This window comes from Variovorax sp. PEI5 (assembly GCF_056679935.1).
The window spans coordinates 670,942-692,022 of sequence record NZ_CM155257.1; the positions used below are offsets into that span (position 1 = coordinate 670,942).

Annotated in this window: 17 protein-coding genes and 1 tRNA gene; 9 read left to right on the top strand and 9 right to left on the bottom strand. The window is 70.9% G+C overall.

Annotated features, from left to right (window positions below):
• Positions 1-33: 33 nt before the first annotated feature.
• On the bottom strand, positions 34-1,419 hold the full coding sequence (locus AC1MLT_RS03090) for a HipA domain-containing protein (protein WP_481033813.1): 1,386 nt from the start codon (positions 1,417-1,419) through the stop codon (positions 34-36).
• Between the two features lie 325 nt (positions 1,420-1,744).
• On the opposite strand from AC1MLT_RS03090, the gene AC1MLT_RS03095 reads away from it, so the two are divergent.
• Positions 1,745-2,932, top strand: a complete 1,188-nt coding sequence (locus tag AC1MLT_RS03095; RefSeq protein ID WP_481033814.1) for an aminotransferase-like domain-containing protein — start codon at positions 1,745-1,747, stop codon at positions 2,930-2,932.
• A gap of 54 nt (positions 2,933-2,986) precedes the next feature.
• On the opposite strand, the gene AC1MLT_RS03100 is transcribed toward AC1MLT_RS03095, so the two are convergent.
• On the bottom strand, positions 2,987-3,214 hold the full coding sequence (locus AC1MLT_RS03100) for a hypothetical protein (protein WP_481033815.1): 228 nt from the start codon (positions 3,212-3,214) through the stop codon (positions 2,987-2,989).
• A gap of 90 nt (positions 3,215-3,304) precedes the next feature.
• Here AC1MLT_RS03100 and AC1MLT_RS03105 point away from each other — a divergent pair, with 90 nt between their 5' ends.
• On the top strand, positions 3,305-3,643 hold the full coding sequence (locus AC1MLT_RS03105) for a DUF6172 family protein (RefSeq protein WP_481033816.1): 339 nt from the start codon (positions 3,305-3,307) through the stop codon (positions 3,641-3,643).
• Between the two features lie 119 nt (positions 3,644-3,762).
• Here AC1MLT_RS03105 and serB read toward each other — a convergent pair whose 3' ends face one another.
• Together serB and mfd are read right to left on the bottom strand one after the other, a co-directional pair.
• Positions 3,763-4,482, bottom strand: coding sequence for a phosphoserine phosphatase SerB (serB, locus tag AC1MLT_RS03110; RefSeq protein WP_481033817.1), 720 nt, complete (start codon positions 4,480-4,482; stop codon positions 3,763-3,765).
• Positions 4,479-7,982 (bottom strand): transcription-repair coupling factor, encoded by a 3,504-nt coding sequence (mfd, locus tag AC1MLT_RS03115; RefSeq protein ID WP_481033818.1) that lies wholly within the window; start codon positions 7,980-7,982, stop codon positions 4,479-4,481. The genes serB and mfd overlap by 4 nt, the downstream gene beginning before the upstream one ends.
• 145 nt (positions 7,983-8,127) lie before the next feature.
• Here mfd and ispD point away from each other — a divergent pair, with 145 nt between their 5' ends.
• The gene (gene ispD, locus AC1MLT_RS03120) at positions 8,128-8,886 is read left to right on the top strand and encodes a 2-C-methyl-D-erythritol 4-phosphate cytidylyltransferase (RefSeq protein ID WP_481033819.1); all 759 of its coding nucleotides are present in this window, start codon (positions 8,128-8,130) and stop codon (positions 8,884-8,886) included.
• Positions 8,883-9,431 (top strand): 2-C-methyl-D-erythritol 2,4-cyclodiphosphate synthase, encoded by a 549-nt coding sequence (gene ispF, locus AC1MLT_RS03125; RefSeq protein ID WP_481033820.1) that lies wholly within the window; start codon positions 8,883-8,885, stop codon positions 9,429-9,431. The genes ispD and ispF overlap by 4 nt, the downstream gene beginning before the upstream one ends.
• 67 nt (positions 9,432-9,498) lie before the next feature.
• Here the strand turns inward: ispF and AC1MLT_RS03130 are convergent, their stop codons facing one another.
• Together AC1MLT_RS03130 and ompR are read right to left on the bottom strand one after the other, a co-directional pair.
• Positions 9,499-10,911 (bottom strand): sensor histidine kinase, encoded by a 1,413-nt coding sequence (locus tag AC1MLT_RS03130; RefSeq protein WP_481034889.1) that lies wholly within the window; start codon positions 10,909-10,911, stop codon positions 9,499-9,501.
• Positions 10,912-10,997: 86 nt separating this feature from the next.
• Positions 10,998-11,729, bottom strand: coding sequence for an osmolarity response regulator transcription factor OmpR (gene ompR / locus AC1MLT_RS03135; protein WP_481033821.1), 732 nt, complete (start codon positions 11,727-11,729; stop codon positions 10,998-11,000).
• A 180-nt stretch (positions 11,730-11,909) separates the two neighbouring features.
• Here ompR and AC1MLT_RS03140 point away from each other — a divergent pair, with 180 nt between their 5' ends.
• From AC1MLT_RS03140 to AC1MLT_RS03160, 5 genes are all read left to right on the top strand, one after another.
• Positions 11,910-12,302, top strand: a complete 393-nt coding sequence (locus AC1MLT_RS03140) for a hypothetical protein (protein ID WP_481033822.1) — start codon at positions 11,910-11,912, stop codon at positions 12,300-12,302.
• A 118-nt stretch (positions 12,303-12,420) separates the two neighbouring features.
• On the top strand, positions 12,421-13,155 hold the full coding sequence (locus tag AC1MLT_RS03145) for an SIMPL domain-containing protein (protein WP_481033823.1): 735 nt from the start codon (positions 12,421-12,423) through the stop codon (positions 13,153-13,155).
• Between the two features lie 114 nt (positions 13,156-13,269).
• Complete coding sequence (locus AC1MLT_RS03150; protein WP_481033824.1) at positions 13,270-14,253, top strand: alpha/beta fold hydrolase; 984 nt, start codon at positions 13,270-13,272, stop codon at positions 14,251-14,253.
• Positions 14,254-14,285: 32 nt separating this feature from the next.
• Positions 14,286-16,547: a RelA/SpoT family protein gene (locus AC1MLT_RS03155; RefSeq protein ID WP_481033825.1), complete on the top strand. Its 2,262-nt coding sequence runs from the start codon at positions 14,286-14,288 to the stop codon at positions 16,545-16,547.
• A gap of 45 nt (positions 16,548-16,592) precedes the next feature.
• Positions 16,593-16,669: transfer RNA gene (locus AC1MLT_RS03160), tRNA-Val, on the top strand.
• 129 nt (positions 16,670-16,798) lie between these two features.
• Here AC1MLT_RS03160 and AC1MLT_RS03165 read toward each other — a convergent pair.
• From AC1MLT_RS03165 to pcaB, 3 genes are read right to left on the bottom strand one after another with little or no spacing between them, the layout of a single operon-like run.
• The gene (locus AC1MLT_RS03165) at positions 16,799-18,178 is read right to left on the bottom strand and encodes a class II fumarate hydratase (protein ID WP_481033826.1); all 1,380 of its coding nucleotides are present in this window, start codon (positions 18,176-18,178) and stop codon (positions 16,799-16,801) included.
• Positions 18,175-19,599 carry a cation:dicarboxylate symporter family transporter gene (locus tag AC1MLT_RS03170; RefSeq protein ID WP_481033827.1) on the bottom strand — a complete coding sequence of 475 codons (1,425 nt, stop codon included), beginning with the start codon at positions 19,597-19,599 and terminating at the stop codon, positions 18,175-18,177. The genes AC1MLT_RS03165 and AC1MLT_RS03170 overlap by 4 nt, the downstream gene beginning before the upstream one ends.
• A complete protein-coding gene (gene pcaB / locus AC1MLT_RS03175; protein WP_481033828.1) occupies positions 19,596-21,008 on the bottom strand; it encodes a 3-carboxy-cis,cis-muconate cycloisomerase in 1,413 nt (470 codons plus the stop codon). The genes AC1MLT_RS03170 and pcaB overlap by 4 nt, the downstream gene beginning before the upstream one ends.
• Positions 21,009-21,081 lie beyond the last annotated feature (73 nt).

The window sequence follows — 21,081 nt, forward strand, 5'->3', positions numbered from 1 at the left end:
CGCACGGGCGGGGCGGAAAGGACGATGCCGGGGTCAGTCGGCGGCGTGGAGCCGCGGCGCCAGGGTCCTCATGCCGTCGAGGATGGCCGTGACCAGCGGCGCCGGGGCCTCCGGCGGCAGTGCCGATTCGACCCGGGCCAGCACCTGCGGCAGGCGCTCGGCGATCTCGTCGCGCAGTAAGCCGGCATCGCCCATGCCGGCCAGCCGGGCGACCTCGTCCCAGTGCGCGGCGCGGAGGTCGGCCAGGCCCCGGTGCGCGCTCTTGCTGCGCGGCGCCAGCGCCAGCCGGGCCTGCGCGGCGGTCGGCCGGCCGGCGCCGGTGCCGATCAGCGGCCACGACGAATGCACGTCGTAGCAGGGCGCCAGGCGATGGCCGCCGCCGGCCTCCAGGAAGATCGAGTGGTTGCGGGCATGGCCATCCGTCGCGGCCAGCAGCCAGAAGATCATCTGCGTCCTCACGAAGGATGTCCTGTCGGCGTCGGCCCGGCTGCCGCCTTCGAGCACGCGCAGGACGTCGCGCAGGCCGGGGCCGCCATCGGCCTCGTAGCGGCGCTCGCCCGGCACGCCGAGGGCCTGGCACAGGTCCTCCTGCGGCAGGCGGACGATCGCCGCGTCATCGGCGCCGGCGCCGTTCGCCACCGGCGCGACGCGGTCGAAGCGCTCCACGACCAGCACCTCGTGGCGGCCGAACCGCGCCACCTCGCAGGCCGCCACCGGCAGCCCGAAGCCGGCCAGCACGCGCGCGCACAGCCATTCGTTCCAGACCGCATCGCGCGGATCGGCCTGCAGCTCGGCCTGCAGGCGGCCGATGCGCCCGAGCGGCAGCTTGAGGATGTGGGTGCTCGGGGCGCCGTCGCCGGGCCGGAACCAGCGGCCGTCGCGCCGCAGCAGGGCGGTCTTCTCCTGGGCGCCCGGCAGCGCGACGCGCGGGGCGCCGTCGACGGCGTCCGCGCCGCCGCGTCGCGCCGGCGCCAGGACGGCATCGAGGACGCGCTCGACATCGGCCTCGTCGAGCGGCGTGGCGTCGGCGCCGTCGTCGCTGGCGGCGGGCGTGGCGCCCGGCGGCAGCAGCCGCAGCGCGCCGATGCAGTCGCCGCCGAGCGCGCTCAGCAGGTCGAAGGCATCGGCATCGGTCGGGCCGAGCCGCTCCTGCCAGCGGCGGCGCAGCGCGATGTCGTCGGGCAGCAGGTTGTCGAACCAGATGCGCACCGGCTCGCCGCGCAACGGGGTCCCGTCGGGTGTCCATGGCAGCGACAACGAGAGCCTGTGTGCATCGGGCGCGGCGGTCCACGACTCGGCGTACTGGAAGCGGTGCTCGCCCTCGCGGACCGACCACTTGCCGACGACGCGGTCGCCCAGCCAGGCCACCAGCGGCGCGGGATGGCGCGGGCCGCGACCGCGCTTGCGGTTCGTCACCATGCGGACCGTCCCCGCCGCGGCATCGAGCGGGTGGCGCGCGGGCGCGAGATGGCGCCGGGGCGGGCGGCATGTCCGGGCATCCCGGCGAGCTCCGGCGGGCCGGCCGGCGCGAGCAGGGCGGTGGGACCCGGGAGGCCGGAACGGTCGACGAGGCGGGAAGAAGCGGGGCGGTCTGGCATGGGCGGTTCGGGGCGGGATCGATCGATCGGGTGACGGAGATGGCGAGGGCGGTGGCGGCGCCGTGGCGGGGAGAATTCCCCGGCCGCGGATCCGCGCCGACTTCGCTCGACAATAACGCCCTCAGAAAGGTCAAAGGTCCCTCGTCATGCAATTCGCCTCCCGCCTCGACAACGTCGAAACCTCCGCCATCCGCGAACTCTTCAAGCTGCTGGGCAAGCCCGGCATCATCAGCTTCGCGGGCGGCTTCCCCGACAGCGCCATGTTCGACGTCGAGGGACTGAAGGAAGCCAGCGCGCGGGCGCTCGACGAGGAGCCCGGCGGCGCGCTGCAGTACGGCGCCACCGAAGGCTACGAGCCCTTGCGCGCGCAGCTCTCGGCCTTCATGGGCACCAAGGGCGTGACGGTCGATCCGGCCGGTCTGATCGTCACCACCGGCAGCCAGCAGGCGCTCGACCTGCTGGGCAAGACGCTGATCTCGCCCGGCGACAAGGTGATCGTCGAGGGCCCGACCTTCCTGGCCACCATCCAGTGCTTCCGGCTCTATGGCGCGCAGCTGATCAGCGCGCCGGTCGATGCGAACGGCGTCGACACCGACGCGCTGGAGGCCCTCATCGCCGAACACAAGCCCAAGTTCGTCTACCTGATCCCGACCTTCGGCAACCCCAGTGGCGCCATGCTCGACCTGGAACGCCGCCGCAAGGTGCTGGAACTCGCGGTCCGCCATCAGACGCCGATCGTCGAGGACGATCCGTATGGCGACCTGTACTTCGGCGCGCCGCCGCCGCCCTCGATCCTGGCGCTGTCGGCACAGGTGCCCGGCAGCCGCGAGCTCGTCGTCCACTGCGGCAGCCTGAGCAAGGTGCTGAGTCCCGGCCTGCGCATCGGCTGGATGATCGCGCCGCCCGAGCTGCTGGCCCGCGCGACGATGTGCAAGCAGTTCAGCGACGCCCACACCAGCACCTTCGCCCAGGCCACTGCCGCGCAGTACCTCAGGAGCGGCCGCATGCCCGCCACGCTGGCCCACGTGCGCCGCGTCTATGGCGAACGCGCCCGGGCGATGGGCGCGGCCTTGACGCGCGAGCTGGGCGAGGCGATCGAATTCACGCAGCCGCAGGGCGGCCTGTTCTTCTGGGCCCGGCTGACGGGCGCCAACGGCAAGCTGGCCGATGCCGGCGTGCTGGCCCAGCGTGCCATCGAGCAGCTGGTGGCCTTCGTGCCCGGCGCGCCGTTCTTCGCCGAGCATCCCGATGTCGCGACCCTGCGCCTGAGTTTCGCGACCGCCAACGTGGAGAAGATCGAGGAAGGCATCGCCCGCCTGGCGAAGGCGCTCTGACATCGGGCGGGATCGCGCCGACGCGCGCGGCGCAGAGCGCGCCGATGCCCGATGTCAGGGCGACCGGTGCAGGCGGGGCGACGACAGCGCCGCCAGGCTGTCGTCGATCGCCGCGTCGAGGTCCTTCCACTTGCCCGTCAGGCGCGACAGCGTCATCACGGTCTTCAGCGCCGTCAGGTCCTTGACGCTGGGCGCGACCTTGATCTGCGCGATGGCCGCCGCCCTGTTGCCGCCGTTGACCAGCGCCATCACCTTGCTCGTCCAATCGTTCGCGCGCGCCATTCATCATCCTCGTTGTCGTCGAGGCCGCACTGTAGTCGAAGGGGTCGCGCGCCGCCGGCGCCGCCCCGGTCGCGCTTCCTACAATCACCCATGAAAAAGACATTCCAGCTCCGCGTCGAGGGCAAGCACCCCGACCGCCTCCTCGAAGCCATCAAGCACGAGATCCGCAAGTACATCAAGCGCGAACGCCGGCGCGACCTGCCACCGGATGCCGACTACTGGGACTTCGATTGCCGCTTCGGCACCAGCGCCGAGACGGCGGCGCCGATCCACCCGGCGGCATTGACGGCCGCGATCGATGCCGCGGTGGCGGCCGGCGAGCCGCAGTTCCACGTCGAGCTGCTGGCCCGGCCCGCCCGGCGCGTCGCCCGTCCCGAGGGAGTCGCCCGACGCGGCCGGGACGAAGCCACGGACAGGAGCACCGAGTAGGGAGCGGGAGCTGGAACGGACGAGGCGCCACCCGCGGTGGCGTGATCGGCGTTGCGCCTGCCGCAGCCGAGCGGGAGGCGCCGCGCCGAACGGCGCGATCGCGATCGCGCCCGTGGTGCTCAGCGCAGGACTTCGAGCAGGCGGTCGAGGCCGCCCGAATCGATCGCCACCATCGCCTGTTCGCGCACCCTGGGCTTGGCGTGGAAGGCGACCGACAGGCCGGCCGCGCCCATCATCGGCAGGTCGTTGGCCCCATCGCCCACGGCGATGGTCCGCGCCGGCGGCAGGCCCAGCAGCGAGGCCACCTCCAGCAGCGTGCGGCGCTTCTCGGCGCCATCGCAGATGTCGCCCCAGCACTGCGGCACGACGCGGCCGGTGAGGTGCCCGTCGGCTTCCTCCAGCAGGTTGGAGCGCGCGAAGTCGATGCCCAGGCGTTCCTTCACGCGGTCGGCGAAGAAGGTGAAGCCGCCCGAGACCAGCAGCACCTTCAGACCGGCCGCCTTGCAGGCCGCCACCAGCGCCTCGGCGCCCGGGTTGAGCCGCAGGCGGTCGTCGTGGACCCGCTGCAGCGCCGTCACCGGCACGCCCTGGAGCAGCGCCACGCGGCGCGTCAGGCTCTCCTTGAAGTCCTTGATCTCGCCGCGCATGGTGGCTTCGGTGATGGCCGCGACCTCGGCCTTCCTGCCGACCGCATCGGCGATCTCGTCGATGCATTCGATGTTGATGAGGGTCGAGTCCATGTCGAAGGCGATCAGGCCGAAGTCCGCCAGCCGCAGGGGCGGCGTGAAGCGCTGGAGGACGAGGCCGGGCGCGGCGGCAGGGGAGGCGTTGGAGATCATGCGGGAATCGCTTCCTGGGTGCGGGGTTGTCCGAGGCTGCGCAGCACGTCGCGCACCATCTGCGCCCGGTCCTTGGGCTCCTTGAGCTCGCGCTCGATGCGCAGCTTCTCGTTGCCGGCGAGCTTGATGTGCCTGTTCTTCTGGATCAGGTGGATGATGGCCATCGAGTCGATCGGCGGGTCCTTCTTGAAGGTGATGTGGATGACGCCCGGCGCGGCATCGACCTTGACCACGCCATAGGGCCGCGCCAGCACGCGCAGGCGGTGCACGTCGATCAGGGTCTGGGCCTGCGGCGGCAGCTTGCCGAAGCGGTCGACGATCTCCTCGAGCAGGTGGTCGATCTGCTCGGGCGTCTTCGCCGTGGCCAGCTTCTTGTAGAACGACAGGCGCAGGTGCACGTCGCCGCAGTAGTCGTCGGGCAGCAAGGCGGGGGCGTGCAGGTTGATCTCGGTGGTCACCGACAGCGGCGCCAGCAGGTCGGGCTCCTGGCCGGCCTTGAGCGCGCGCACGGCCTCGCCGAGCATCTCGTTGTAGAGCTGGAAGCCGATCTCAAGCATGTTGCCGCTCTGGTTCTCGCCCAGCACCTCGCCGGTGCCGCGGATCTCCAGGTCGTGCATCGCCAGGTAGAAGCCCGAGCCGAGCTCCTCCATCTGCTGGATCGCCTCCAGGCGCTGCGAGGCGTGCTTGGTCAGGCCCTCGATGTCCGGCACCATCAGGTAGGCATAGGCCTGGTGGTGGCTGCGTCCGACGCGCCCGCGCAGCTGGTGGAGCTGCGCCAGGCCGAACTTGTCGGCGCGGCTCATGACGATGGTGTTGGCCGTCGGCACGTCGATGCCGGTCTCGATGATGGTCGAGCACAGCAGGATGTTGTAGCGCTGGGCCACGAAGTCGCGCATCACGCGTTCGAGTTCGCGCTCGGGCATCTGGCCGTGGGCCACGGCGATGCGCGCCTCGGGCAGGATCTCCTCGAGCTTCTGGCGCCGGTTCTGGATCGTCTCGACCTCGTTGTGCAGGAAGTAGACCTGGCCGCCGCGCTTGAGCTCGCGCAGCACGGCCTCGCGGATGACGCCGTTGCCCTCGGTGCGCACGAAGGTCTTGATGGCCAGCCGGCGTTGCGGGGCGGTGGCGATGACGCTGAGGTCGCGCAGGCCCTCCAGCGCCATGCCCAGGGTGCGCGGGATCGGCGTGGCGGTGAGCGTGAGCACGTCGACCTCGGCGCGGATCGCCTTCATGGCCTCCTTGTGGCGCACGCCGAAGCGGTGCTCCTCGTCGATGATGAGCAGTCCCAGGTTCTGGAACTTCACCGACTGCGACAGCAGCTTGTGGGTGCCCACGACGATGTCGATGGTGCCATCGGCCAGCCCCTTGGCGGCGGCCGTGATCTCCTTGGCCGAGCGGAAGCGGCTCATCTCGGCCACGCGCACCGGCCACTTGGCGAAGCGGTCGACCAGCGTCTGGTAGTGCTGCTCGGCCAGCAGCGTGGTCGGCGCCAGGAAGGCCACCTGCTTGCCGCCCGTGACGGCGATGAAGGCGGCGCGCAGCGCGACCTCGGTCTTGCCGAAGCCGACGTCGCCGCACACCAGCCGGTCCATCGGCTGCGGCGAGATCATGTCCTGCACCACCGCGTGGATGGCGGCCTTCTGGTCGGCCGTCTCCTGGAAGCCGAAGTCGTTGGCGAAGACCTCGTAGTCGGCCGGCGAGTAGCGGAAGGCATGGCCCTCGCGCGCCGCGCGCCGGGCATAGATGTTGAGCAGCTCGGCGGCCGAATCGCGCACCTGCTCGGCGGCCTTGCGCTTGGCCTTGTCCCATTGGCCCGAACCCAGCTTGTGCAGCGGCGCCTCGTCGGCGCTGACGCCGGTGTAGCGGCTGATCTGGTGCAGCTGGCTGACCGGCACGTAGAGCGTGGCCTTGTCGGCGTACTCCAGATGCAGCATCTCCTGCATCAGCGGCTTGCCCTCGGCATCGGTGCCCTGGCCGAGGTCCATGTTGACCAGGCCGCGATAGCGGCCGATGCCATGCGCGGTGTGCACCACCGGGTCGCCCAGGTTCAGCTCGGAGAGGTCCTTGATCAGCGCCTCGACGTCGCTGACCTGCTCCTGGCGCTTGTTGCGCCGGCGCGTGGTGGGCGCGGTGGCGAACAGCTCGGTCTCGGTGACGAAGTCGATGCCACGCTCGCTCCAGGCGAAGCCCGCGGCCAGCGCCGCCGTGGCGATGCCGATCCGCTCGTCGCCATCGGCCTCGAACTCGGCCAGCGAGTCGAACATCGGCGGCGCCACGCCGCTCGCGCGCAGGAAGTCCAGCAGGCTCTCGCGCCGGCCGTCGCTCTCGGCGAGCATCAGCACGCGATGCGGCGTCGCGCGGATGTGCTCCTTCAGGCGCACCAGCGGATCGTCGGCGCCGCGCACCACGGCGAAGGCCGGCAGCGGCTCGAACTCGGCATAGGCGCGCGTGCCGGCATCGGCATCGGCCTCGCCGCGCAGGGCCAGCTGGGGATGCGGCTTGGCGCGCTGGTAGAACTGCTCGGCGCTCAGGAACAGCGCCTCGGGCGGCAGGGCCGGGCGCTCGGGGTCGCCGCGCACCAGGCGGTAGCGCTCGGCCGTGTCCTGCCAGAAGTGCTGGAAGGCCGGCTCCAGGTCGCCATGCAGCACCACCGTGGCGTCCTCGCCCAGGTAGTCGAAGACGGTCGCCGTCTCTTCGAAGAACAGGGGCAGGTAGTACTCGATGCCGGCGGTCGCGACACCGTTGCCCATGTCCTTGTAGATGCGGCTCTTGGTCGGGTCGCCCTCGAGCAGTTCGCGCCAGCGGCCGCGGAAGCGCGCCCGGGCGTCGTCGTCCATCGGGAACTCGCGGCCCGGCAGCAGGCGCACCTCGGGCACGGGGTAGAGGCTGCGCTGGGTGTCGGGGTCGAAGGTGCGGATCGAGTCGATCTCGTCGTCGAACAGGTCGACCCGGAACGGCACCGGCGAGCCCATGGGGAACAGGTCGATCAGGCCGCCGCGCACCGCGTACTCGCCGGGGCTCACCACCTGCGTGACGTGGCTGTAGCCGGCCAGCGTGAGCTGCGCCTTCAGCTTGGATTCCTCCAGCTTCTGCCGGGTCTTGAAGTGGAAGGTGTAGCCGGCCAGGAAGGCCGGCGGCGCCAGGCGGTAGAGCGCCGTGGTGGCCGGCACCAGGATCACGTCGGCCTCGCGCCGGCCGCCCTGCGGCAGGATGCGCCAGAGCGTCGCCAGGCGTTCGCTGATCAGGTCCTGGTGCGGCGAGAAGCTGTCGTAGGGCAGCGTCTCCCAGTCCGGGAAGAGGGCGCAGCGCAACTCGGGCGCGAAGAAGCGCAGCTCGTCGATGAGGCGCTGCGCGTCGTTGGCGTCGGCGGTGAAGATCGCCGTCGCCCGGCCGGCCTGCGTCTCGCGCGTGGCCAGCCGGGCCAGCAGCAGCGCATCGGCCGACAGGGGGGGGCGCGGCAGGGTGAAACGCTTGCCGGGGGGGAGGTGAGGGAGATCCATGAGAGATGAAATGCCCGGGAGGAGGGAAGCGCCTGGCGTGCCGTGCACGCAGGACACCCCGCGCCGCGGGGCGAGGGGTGGGTTGCAGCGGATTCTAGAATGGCCCTTCCTTCGTTGCCGGCCCTTCCCGGGCATCCCTCACTCCATGTTGGCCTTGCCGGCGCCCCGCCATTTCGTGCTGATCCCGTGCGCCGGAACCGGCAGCCGCGCGGGCGGCGGCCAGCCCAAGCAGTACCGGTCGATCGCCGGGCGGCCGATGGTCGCGCACACGCTCGACGTCTTCCGCGCGCTGCCCGGACGTTTCGCCGCGCTGGCCCTGGTGGTGGCGCCGGACGACCGCGAGGTCGAGGCCGCGCTGCCGGGTTTCCCGGCGCCGGGCGAATGGCTGCTGCGCGTCGGCGGCGCGACCCGGGCCGCCACCGTGGCCGCCGGCCTGGCGGCCCTGCGCGCGGCCGGTGCCCTGGCCCACGACTGGGTGCTGGTGCACGATGCCGCGCGTTGCCTGGTCACGCCGGCGCAGATCGAGGCCCTGATCGCCGCCTGCGCGCACGATGCCGTCGGCGGCCTGCTGGCGCACCGGCTGGCCGACACCCTCAAGACCGCGTCGCCCGAGGGCCGCGTCGCCGCCACGCTGCCGCGCGCCGACAAGTGGCTGGCCCAGACGCCGCAGATGTTCCGTATCGGCCTGTTGGGCGAGGCCCTGGAGCGCGCCGGCGACGGCGTCACCGACGAGGCCGGCGCCATCGAGGCGATGGGCCTGTCGCCGCTGCTGGTCGCCGGCAGCGCCCGCAACTTCAAGCTCACCTACGCCGAGGACTTCGAGCTGGCCGAGGCGCTGCTCGCGCGCCCGCGCGGCGCGCCGCCTCCGCCGGCCGATCCCTCCCCAAGCCCTCCGAATCCATGACGACCTCCGCCGCCCCGACCCCCTCCGCGCCCGCCACCGATCCCCTGCCGCCGCTCGACCTGCGCATCGGCGAGGGCTGGGACGTGCACCAGCTGGTGGCCGGCCGCAGGTTGATCCTGGGCGGCATCGAGGTGCCGCACGTCACCGGCCTGCTCGGTCACTCGGATGCCGACGTGCTGCTCCACGCCATCACCGACGCCCTGCTGGGCGCGGCCGGCCTGGGCGACATCGGACGCCACTTCCCGGACACCGACGAGCGCTTCCGTGGCGCCGACTCGGCCGCGCTGCTGGCCGAGGCGGCGCGCCGCGTGGCCGCCGAGGGCTGGCGCATCGGCAACCTCGACAGCACCGTGATCGCGCAGGCGCCCAAGCTGGCGCCGCACATCCCGGCCATGCGCGAGCGCATCGCGGCGGTGCTCGGCATCGCGCCGTCGCAGGTCAACGTGAAGGCCAAGACGGCCGAGAAGCTGGGCCCGGTCGGCGAGGGGCGGGCGATGGAGGCCCGCGCCGTGGTGCTGCTGCAGCGCCGGGGCGCCCCGGCCTGATCCTGGCGCCCGGCGCCCGGAGATTGGCACTGGCGGCGACCCGGAGGACGGGCGCCGCCGGTGTCGGCTAGGCCTTGCGCGGGGCGACGCCCGGTTCCGGTCGCGGCGGGAAGGCGCGCGGCAGCCGGATGTGCGCCGCGAAACCGCGCCCCGGCGTGCTGGTCAGCGCGAAGGTGCCGCCCATGCGGTCGATGTTCTTGGCCACGATCGACAGGCCCAGCCCGGCGCCGGCCGCCGAGGTGCGCGCCGCGTCGCCCCGGAAGAAGGGCTTGGTCAGCTGCGGCAGGGTGTCCGCCGGCACGCCCGCGCCATGGTCGCGCACCTTGATGAGCACCGCCTCGTCGTGCGCCTGGGCCTGGATGGTCACGTTGGCCACGCCGGTGCCCGGCGTCTGGCCATAGCGGCGCGCGTTCTCCACCAGGTTGGACAGCACGCGCGTGATCTCGACCTCGTCGGCCGTCACGCGCAGGTCCGCCGGCACCTCGACCTTGATGCGGATGTCGTCGTGGTCCTGGACCGCGTAGGTGCAGGCATCGACCACGTCGCGCAGCAGCACGGCCGTGACGTCGACGTGGTCGGGCCGCGCGTAGTCGAGGAACTTGTCGATGATCGAGTCGAGCTGGGCGATGTCGGCGGCCATGTGGTCGCGCGCGTCCTCGTCGGTCACGCTCATCTCGGTCTCCAGCCGCAGCCGGGCCAGCGGCGTGCGCAGGTCGTGCGAGATGCCCGCCAGCATGACGGCGCGATCCTGCTCGATCTTGGCGAGCTGGTCGGCCATTCGGTTGAAGCCGATGTTGACCGCGCGGATCTCGTTGGTGCGCGCGCTCTCGTCGAGCCGGTGCGCCTCGTACTCGCCCTCGCGCACCTGCAGCGTGGCGCGCGAGAGATGCTTGAGCGGCCGGTTGATGAAACCCGCGATCAGCGCGGCGCCGGCCAGCGACAGGATGATGCCGGTCACCAGCCACACCGCCCAGGTGCGGCCGCCGACATGGGTGAAGCGCGTCGGATCGAGCAGCAGCCAGTAGGCGTCGCTCTCGATCGTGAAGCCGACCCACAGGCCGGCCTCCTCGTTGACGCGGCTGGCCACGGTCGTGCCGGCGCCGAGCCGGGCGATCAGCTCGTCGGTCACGCGATGGTCCAGCGTGTCGCTCGAGTAGGGCTCGTAGCGGTCATTGGCCTCGCGCGGCAGGATGCGCACGCCTTCCTGGTCGGCCAGCGTCTTGATCAGCGACACCCGCGTCACGGCATCCGAGTACACCAGCGCGGCCCGCGTCAGATTGACCAGCGAGGCGATCTGGTGCGCCGTCTGCAGCGCGCGCGGTTCGTACTCCAGGGCGCGGAAGGTCTGCAGCCAGGCCACGGTGCAGCCCAGCAGCAGCAGGGCCAGCAGGAAGAAGGTGCGCCAGAAGAGGCTGAAACCCAGCCGCAGTCCGAAGCCGCGCCGGCGCACCCGGCCACCGCTCTCCAGCGGGCTGGGCATCGTGACCTGGGCACCGTCCTCGCCGAAGTTCGGCAGTGGTGGCGGGGGCGCCTGCGTCCGCATCGGCCGGATTCGCTGCGCCCGGTTCAGGACGTGCCGTCCGGAACGAACACGTAGCCGACGCCCCAGACGGTCTGGATGTAGCGCGGCGCGGCGGCGTCGGACTCGACCAGCTTGCGCAGGCGCGAGATCTGCACGTCCAGGCTGCGGTCGAAGGGCTCGAACTCGCGGCCGCGCGCCAGCTGCGCCAGCTTCTCGCGCGACAGCGGCTGGCGCGGATGGCGCACCAGCGCCTTGAGCATGGCGAATTCGCCGGTGGTCAGGGACAGCTCCTCGCCGTCCTTCTTGAGCGTGCGCGAGCCGAGGTCGAAGCTGAAGGGGCCGAAGGTGACGGTCTCGTTCTCGGCCGAGGGCGCGCCCGGCGCCTCCAGCGGCGGACGGCGGCGCAGCACGGCATGGACGCGCGCGAGCAGTTCGCGCGGATTGAACGGCTTGCCCAGGTAGTCGTCGGCGCCCACCTCGAGTCCGACGATGCGGTCGACGTCCTCGCCCTTGGCGGTCAGCATGATGATCGGCGTGCGGTCGTTGGCCGCGCGCAGCCGCCGGCACACCGAGAGTCCGTCCTCGCCCGGCATCATCAGGTCCAGCACGATCAGGTCCACCGTGTCGCGCAGCAGGATGCGGTTGAGCGCCTTGCCGTCCTCGGCCACGATCACTTCGAAACCTTCCTGCGTGAGATAGCGGCGCAGCAGATCGCGGATGCGCGCGTCGTCGTCGACGATGACGACCTTGTCGGTGCGGGAGAGGGTTTGATTCATTATTTCTGCAACGCTGAATTTGTAACAGGCGCGATTTTGACGGTGTTGCCATGCGGTTACCGCTTTTCGCTAGTGCTTTGACACTAAGTTACACAACTTGCGGGCAACTGAACGAACGCATTACGTTTCCAGCGGTCGATCGCCCGGTAACCTATGCACCATGGCGTCACCCAGTCACTGATGAACAAGAAGAGCGTCCGAATCCTGCAGGTGCTGCTGATGTGCGCCAGTCCCTCGCTCTGGGCCGCGTCCCAGGCGCCAGGCCCGATGGGCGTGGTGCAGGTGGGCAGCGCGCATCGCGACGACATCCGTCGCACCGTCGAGCGCCACCGCGACGCCCAGCGCGAGGAGGTGCGGCGCGGCGAGCTGGAGGCCGGCCGGCGCCTGACGGCCGCCGAGCTGCTCGAACTGCGTGCCCAGGTGCGCCGGCAGTCGCAGGCCGTGGCGGATGCCGACGCCGAGGCCCAGGCGGGTCCTGCGCGCACCGCGCCGGTGGAGTCCAGGCCGGGCACGCCGATGGTTCCCACCGCCGCGCGTTCGCTGACAATGCCACGCAGCCAGCGCCAGCCCTAGCGCGGTCGACGACGCCGTCGACGGCCTCACGGGGCCGGACCGCCGCATCGCCGGCACCGTCCGCATCGGCTTGCGTTTTCGGCCTTTCGCATCGCCTCTTCAATCAGGATCCTTCGCCTTGACCTCGAAACCGATCTCCCAGCGTTCGCGCTCCATCGTCCTCGCCGCCGCGCTCTGCGCGCTCCCGTTCGTCCCCGGCGCCGTCCTGGCCCAGGTCGCGGCGCCGCCGCAGAACGTGCTGCAGCTCTCCGCCACCGGCACGGTCGAGGTCCAGCAGGACCTGCTGAGCATGACGCTCAGCACCACGCGCGACGCGGCCGATGCCACCACCGTGCAGAACCAGCTGCGCGTCGCCCTCGAGGCGGCCCTGGCCGAGGCCCGGAAGAACGCCGAAGCCGGCCAACTGGATGTGCGCACCGGCAATTTCAGCCTGTCGCCGCGCTACACGCGCGAGGGCAAGATCAATGGCTGGCAGGGCACCACCGAACTGGTCCTCGAGGGCCGCGACTTCGCCCGCATCACCCAGACCGCCGGGCGCATCACCACGCTCAGCCTGGGCAACATCGGCTTCGGGCTGAGCCGCGAGGAGCGGCGCAAGGTCGAGACCCGGGCGCAGGCCCTGGCCATCGACAACTTCAAGCAGAAGGCGGCCGAGCTCGCACGCGGCTTCGGCTTCGGCGGCTACACCCTGCGCGAGGTGTCGGTCAATGCCAACGAGGGCGGCTTCGAGCGCCCGCGCATGATGGCCGCCCAGGCCAAGTCGCTCGCCGCCGCCGATGCGCCGGTGCCGGTCGAGCCGGGCCGCACCAGCGTGGTGGTCAACGTCTCGGGTTCGGTGCAGCTGCGCGAGTAGTACCCACGTCGAGGCCATGCCCCCCGGGGGGCGCCGCCGCCGGCGTCCGGCATCAATTACGATGCCGGGCGACCTTCCGTTGATCCCTTCTGGCGCCGCCCGGCGCCCACCGCCATGACCCGACCCGACCTCTTCTTCGTGCCCTGCGACGACGCCTGGGGCGGCCATCGCATGGCGTACTGGCAGTGGGGCGATCCGCGCAGCGCGCACGTGGTGCTGTGCGTGCACGGGCTGACGCGCCAGGGGCGCGATTTCGACATGCTGGCGCAGGCCATCGTGGCGCGTGCCGGTGGCGACGTCCGCGTCGTCTGCCCCGATGTCGTCGGCCGCGGCCACAGCGACTGGCTGCGCGAGCCGGCGTTCTATCAGGTGCCTTTCTACGCCGCCGACATGGTCACGCTGGTCGCCCGGCTGCATGCCGAGCAGCCCGTCGCCACCCTCGACTACGTCGGCACCAGCATGGGCGGCCTGATCGGCCTGGTGGTCGCCGGCCACCGCGAGCTGCCGCTGCCCGTGCCGGTGCATCGCCTGGTGATCAACGACGTCGGGCCGACCCTCGACCCGGCCGCGCTGCAGCGCATCGGTACCTACGTGGGGCAGGGCGGCCGCTACGCCACGCTGCGCGAGGCCGCCGACGCGATGTGGGCGCTGTCGAGCAGCTTCGGTCCGCACACGCCCGAGCAGTGGCTGGAGCTGTCGCGCCACATGGTCGTACCGGCGTCGCGGCGCAGCGCCGACGGCAGCGCCAGGCTGGCCGTGGACGCCACCCCGGCCGAGCCCTCCGGCGACCCGAGGGCCGAGCCCGAGGGCCCGCTGCTGCTGCACTACGACCCCGCCATCGCGGTGCCGTTCCGGCTGGCGACGCCCGAGGCCGCCGCGCAGGGCGAGGCCGCGCTGTGGGCGCTCTACGATGCCATCACCGCGCCGACGCTGCTGGTGCGCGGCGCGCAGTCCGACCTGATCACCGTGGCCACGGCGCAGCAGATGGCGCAGCGCGGTCCGCGCGCGACGGTCGTCGAATTCGACGGCGTCGGGCATGCGCCGACCTTCGTCGACCCGGCACAGAGCGCGGCGGTGACCGCGTTCCTGTTCGATTGAGCGCGCCCGGAGCCGGCACGGGACCCCACCGGATGAAGCGTGGCCCCGTCCATCCACCCGCCGCCGGACCGGCATCCGGCGCGTCCGACATCCTCGACGCGACCGCGGCCGACTATCCGTTGTCGGCCGCCACGGCCGACCCCTCGCCGCTGATCGACCACATGCTGGTGCGCGCGCGGTCCTTCGCCGCGCCGCTGATCGCCGACGAGACGCTCGACACCGGCGAGAACACGCTGGCGCATGCCGACGCGGTCGCCGCCATCGTGGCGGCCATGGGCGGCTCCGAGGCCATGCAGGCGGCGAGCTACCTGGTCTACACCTGCCAGCACCTCAACCGGCCGCAGGAGGTCATCGCCAAGGTGTTCGGCGACAACTTCGCCGCGCTCGCCGTCGAGACCACCAAGCTGGTCAACGTGCAGAAGCAGGCCCGCAGCGCGACCGCCGGCGCGCACTCGGCCGATGGTGGCGCGCAGACCGAGAACGTGCGCAAGATGCTGCTGGCGTTTTCGCGCGACCTGCGCGTCGTCATGCTGCGGCTCGCCTCGCGGCTGCAGACGCTGCGCCATGCCGCGGCCAGCCGGCAGCCGGTGCCCGAGCCGGTGGCGCGCGAGTCGCTGCAGGTGTTCGCGCCGCTGGCCAGCCGCCTGGGCATCTGGCAGGTCAAGTGGGAGATCGAGGACCTGTCGTTCCGCTTCCTGGAGCCCGAGACCTACAAGCTCATCGCGCGCCTGCTCGACGAGAAGCGGGTCGAGCGCGAGGGCTATGTCGAGCAGCTGCGCAGCCAGCTCGAGCACGAACTCCACGGCCAGGGCATCGGCGCCACCGTGCAGGGGCGGCCGAAGAACATCTACAGCATCGTCAAGAAGATGCGCGGCAAGTCGCTCGACTTCAACCAGGTCTTCGACATCCTGGCGCTGCGCGTGGTGGTGCCGGAGGTCAAGGACTGCTATGCGGCGCTGGCCTGGGTCCACACGCACTTCGAGCCGATCGACGAGGAGTTCGACGACTACATCGCGCGCCCCAAGGCCAACGGCTACCAGTCGCTCCACACCGTGGTGCGCAAGGTGCAGGACGGCAAGGTCGGCAAGCCGATCGAGATCCAGATCCGCACCGAGCAGATGCACGACCACGCCGAGCATGGCGTGGCGGCGCACTGGGCCTACAAGGAAGCCGGCCCGCGCGGCTATGCCGGCGTCTGGGCCGGCGGCGAGTACGACGCCAAGATCGCGGTGCTGCGCCAGCTGCTGGCGTGGGAGCGCGATCTCTCCGACGGCCGCCAGGGCCAGGGCCTGTTCGACGACCGCATCTACGTGCTGACGCCGGACGCCTCGATCGTCGAGCTGCCCCAGGGCGCGACGGCGGTCGACTTCGCCTACACCGTGCACACCAGCCTCGGCCACCGCTGCCGTGGCGCGCGCATCGATGGCGTGATGCTGCCGCTGAACACGCCGCTGCAGAACGGCCAGACGGTGGAGGTCATCGCGGCCAAGGAGGGCGGACCCTCGCGCGACTGGCTCAATGCCGAACTGGGCTACCTCGCCAGCCACCGGGCCCGCGCCAAGGTGCGCGCCTGGTTCAACGCCCAGGCCACCCACGAGACCGTGGCGCGCGGGCGCGAGGCGGTCGAGAAGCTGCTGCAGCGCGAGGGCCGCACGGCCTTCAGGCTGGAGGACCTGGCCTCGCAGCTGGGCTTCAAGTCGGCCGACCACCTGTTCGAGGTCATCGGCAAGGACGAGTTCTCGCTGCGCAACATCGAGATGCTGCTGCGTCCGCCGAGCCCGCAGCCGGGCGCGGACGACGGCGTGCTGATCCGCAAGTCCAGGGGCAGCGAGAAGTCCGGCAAGGGCGGCGTGCTGGTGGTGGGCGTGTCGTCGCTGATGACGCAGCTGGCCAAGTGCTGCCGGCCGGCGCCGCCCGATGCCATCGGCGGCTTCGTCACGCGCAGCCATGGCGTCAGCGTGCACCGCACCGACTGCAGCAACTTCCGCACGATGGCCGCGCACAGCGCCGAGCGCGTGATCGACGTCGAATGGGGCATGCCCAAGGCCTCGGCCGAGCAGCCGGTCTATGCCGTCGACATCGCGGTCGAGGCGGCCGACCGGCAGGGCCTGCTGCGCGACATCTCCGACGTGCTGGCACGCGAGAAGATGAACGTGATCGGCGTGCAGACGCAGTCGGTCAAGGGCACGGCCTGGATGACCTTCACCGTCGAGATCGCCAATGCCGCGCGGCTGCAGCACGTGCTGGGGATCGTCGCGGCGGTCTCGGGCGTGCGATCGGCACGTCGACGTTGAGAAGATGAATTTTTGCGTGCTATAATCGATGTCTCGAATGAACGCAGGCGCGTAGCTCAGTTGGTTAGAGCACCACCTTGACATGGTGGGGGTCGTTGGTTCGAATCCAATCGCGCCTACCAACGAATCCGTTGGTACAAGAAAGCCTTCCAGATCCCCCGATCTGGAAGGCTTTTTTCATGGGTCGCGTGCACCCGCGACGCGATCGCGCGCCGGCACCATGGCCCTCGGGCCAGCGCGCCGGCCGCCGCTCAGGCCGCCGCGCCGCCCACGATCCGGTCGTAGGTCTCGCCATCGATCACGCCCAGCGCCAGCGCCGCCGCCCGTGGCGTGTCGCCCGTGGCCAGGGCGTGCGCCGTGATGCGCGCCACGGTGTCATAGCCCAGCAGCGGATTGAGCGCGGTCACCTGCAGCAGGGCGCTCTCGACATTCGCCGCCAGACGCGCCCGGTCGACGTCGAGATCCTTCACCAGCCGCGATGCGAAGACCCGCGACGCATCGGCCAGCACGCGCAGCGACTGCAGCAGGTTGTGGATGAGCACCGGCTTGGCCACGTTGAGCTCGAACAGCCCCGAGGCATTGGCCATCGTGATGGTGGCGTGGTTGCCCATGGCCTGCAGGCAGGCCTGCACCAGCGCCTCGGCGATGGTCGGGTTGCGCTTGCCCGGCATGATCGAGCTGGTCAGCCCGTCGTCGGGGATGCGCAATTCGCCCAGCCCGCAGCGCGGCCCCGAGCCCAGCAGGCGGATGTCGTTGGCCATCTTGACCAGCGACGAGGCCAGCACGTTGAGGGCGCCGGACAGCTCCACCAGCGCGTCGTGCGCCGACATGCCCTCGAACTTGCTCGGATTGGGCGTGAAGGCCAGGCCGGTCAGCCGCGAGACCTCCTCGCAGAACAGGCCATCGAAGCCGGCCGGCGCGTTGATGCCGGTGCCCGCGGCGGTGCCACCCTGGGGCAGCGAGCGCAGTCGCGGCGCGCAGGCGTCGAGGCGGTCGATGCCATGGCCGATCTGGCGCGCGAAGGCATCGAAGGTCTGGCCGACCCGCATCGGCACGGCATCCATCAGGTGCGTGCGGGCGATCTTGGGCACGTCGGCGAAGGCGTCCGCGCGCTCGGCCAGCGTGTCGCGCAACAGGACCAGTGCCGGCTTCAGGCGCCGCTCCAGCTCCAGCACGGCCGCCAGGTGCATGACCGTCGGGAAGCTGTCGTTGGAGGACTGCGAGGCATTGACGTGGTCGTTCGGATGCACCGGCGCCTTGGTGCCCAGTGGCTGGCCGAGGCCCTCGTTGGCGCGGTTGGCAACGACCTCGTTGGCGTTCATGTTGGTCTGCGTGCCGGAGCCGGTCTGCCACACCGTGAGCGGGAAGTGGTCGTCGAAGCGGCCGTCGCGCAGTTCGGCCGCCGCCGCGACGATGGCCTCGCCCAGGCTGGCGTCGAGCGCGCCACAGCGCATGTTGGCGCACGCCGCGGCCATCTTCTGCAGCCCGAAGGCGCGGATCAGGCAGGCCGGGAAATGCTCCTCGCCGATCTCGAAGACGCCCAGCGCGCGCTGCGTCTGCGCGCCCCAGTAGCGGTCCGCCGGAATCTCGACGGGTCCGAAGGCGTCGCGTTCGATGCGGATGGCGCTCATCGGGCCGTCCCGCCCAACGCCGTGCCGGCGGCATGCGGATGCGCATCGTCGGCATCCTCGGGCAGCAGGTTGCCGTCGGCCAGCGCGGCATCGACCGCCGCGGCGGGATGGCGCTCCGGATACAGATGGCGCTCGGCGACCGCCGGATCGAAGGTGCCCGACCACTTGGCGACCACCACGGTGGCGACGCTGTTGCCGATGGTGTTGCAGGTGGCGATGGCCATCGACAGGAAGCGATAGACACCGAAGATGACCGCCAGCCCCTCGACGGGCAGCATGCCGGTCGAGGTGACCGTCGCGGCGAACACCACGAACGAGCCGCCCGAGACCGTCGCCGCGCCCTTGGACGTCAGCAGCATCAGCAGCAGGATGCCGATCTGGTGGTCCAGCGTGAGCGGGACGTTGTAGGCATGCGAGATGAACATCACGCCCATCGCCATGAACAGCGAGGTGCCGTCGAGGTTGAAGGCATAGCCCGTGGGCAGCACCAGTCCCACGGTCTGCTTGGCGCAGCCCAGGCGCTCGAGCTTGATCAGCAGGCGCGGCAGCGCGCTCTCCGACGAGGCGGTGCCCAGCACGATCAGGATCTCGTCCTTGATGAAACGCAGGAAGCGCCACAGGCTGAAACCGGCCAGCTTCGCGATCAGGCCCATGACGACGACGATGAACAGCAGCACCACGGCATAGAAGCTCAGCACCAGTTGCGCCAGCGCCACCAGCACGGCCGAGCCGTTGCTGCCCACCGAATAGGCGACGGCGCCGAAGGTGCCGATGGGCGCGAGCTTCATCACCAGGTTGATGAACGCGAACAGGACTTCGGAGATGTTGTCCAGGCCCTCGTTGATCCTGACGCGACGCGTCTGCGGGATGGACAGGATGCCGATGCCGACCATCACCGCCAGCACCACCACCTGCAGCAGCTCGCCCCTGGCGAAGGCGCCGACGAAGTTGTCCGGGACGATGTGCGCCATGAACTCCAGGAAGCCCTGGGGCGCGGCGGCCTTGGCGACGATGGGCGCCGCCGCGCCGGAGGCCACGGTCGTCATGCCCTTGCCGATGCCCAGCAGGTTGCCGGCGAACAGTCCCACCACCAGCGCGATCGTGGACACCACCTCGAAGTACAGGATCGCCCGCCAGCCGACCCGGCCCGCGCTCTTGACGTCGCCGGCCGAGGCGATGCCGTGCACGATGGTCAGGAACACCAGCGGCGCGACGCCGGCCTTGATCAGCGACAGGAACATGTCGCCCAGCAGCTTGAGCTGGGAAGCGAATCGCGGGAACGCGAAGCCCACCAGGATGCCCAGGATGAGCGAGATCAGCACCTGCGTGCCGAGCTTGCGATACCACGGCAGCCGCGCTGTCGGCGCCAGGACCGCCGTGGCGGCGGCGGTGGAGGAAGAGTTGGTGGCTGGATTGCTCATGAGGCGATGCTTCCTTCTCGTTGCGTGACGTCGCGGGCATCGATGCCGGCCGACAGGGCGATGGCGCGGTCGACCATCTGCGGCGCCAGGCCGAGGTAGTTGGCCGGATCGGTGAGGCGGTCGATGGCGGCGCGGTCGAAGTGCTTCGTGACCTCGGGCAGCGCCGCGAGCGCCTCGGCCAGCGTGCCGCCGCGCTCGTTGACGGTGCGGCAGGCGTCGTAGACCACGTCGTGCGCCTGCTGGCGGCCGATGTGCGGCGCCATGCCCATCATCACGGCCTCGGCCACGATCAGGCCGCGGCTGATGCCCAGGTTGTGCTTCATGCGCGCCTCGTCGACGATCAGCCCGCCGAGCGCGAACTTGGCCTGGTGCAGGGCGCCGGAGGTCAGGATGAAGCTCTCGGGGATGGCGATCCACTCGGCGTGCCAGGGACCGGTCGCGCGCTCGAAGTCCTGCACCATCGCATCGACCATCAGCCCGGCGTGCTGGCGCACCGCCTTGGAGGCCGCCAGCATCAGCTCGCTGGAGATCGGGTTGCGCTTCTGCGGCATCGTGCTCGACGCCCCCCGGCCCTTGACGAAGGGCTCGTAGAGCTCGGCGAACTCGGTCGAGGCCATGATCATGATGTCCAGCGCGATCTTGCCGAGCGAGCCGGTGACCAGCGCCAGCAGGTTGACGGCCTCGGCGAAGCCGTCGCGCGCCACGTGCCAGGTGGTCGCCGGCACGCCCAGGTCGAGCTCCTCGGCCATCGCCCGCTGCACCTCGAAGCCCTGGTCGCCCAGCGAGGCCAATGTGCCGGCGGCGCCCGCGAACTCCACCACCGCGACGCGCGGGCGCAGCTCGGAGAGGCGCTGCTGGTGGCGGTCGAACATCGCCAGCCAGATCGCGACCTTGTAGCCGAAGGTCACCGGCAGCGCCTGCTGCAGGTGGGTGCGCCCGGCCATCGGCGTGTCGCGGTGCTTCTTCGCCAGCGCGGCCAGGATGGCGCGCAGCTCGCGGATGTCGGCGTCGATGTCGTCGAGCGCGTCGCGCACCTGCAGCGCCACGGCGGTGTCCATGATGTCCTGCGTGGTCGCGCCCCAGTGCACGTAGCGGCCGGACTCGCCGCACATCTCCACGAGCTGGTGCACCAGCGGCAGGATCGGGTAGCCCACGATGTCGGTCTCGTGGCGCATGTGCTCGAAGTCGATGCGCTCGATGCGCGACTCGCGCGCGATCACCTCGGCCGCCTCGGCCGGGATCACGCCGCAGCGGGCCTCGGCACGGGCCAATGCCACCTCGGCATCGATGTAGCGCTGGACCAGCGCGCCGTCGGAGAAAATCTTGCGCATCTTCTGCGTGCCGAACGCATCACGGAACAGGATGGAATCGACGACCGTGCTGGCCATCGGGAGGGAGGAAGTCGACATCGGTTGCCTTCGGGAGCAGTGGAGGATGGACATTCATATGTCCGAACATATCGACTCTAATATGTTCGGACAT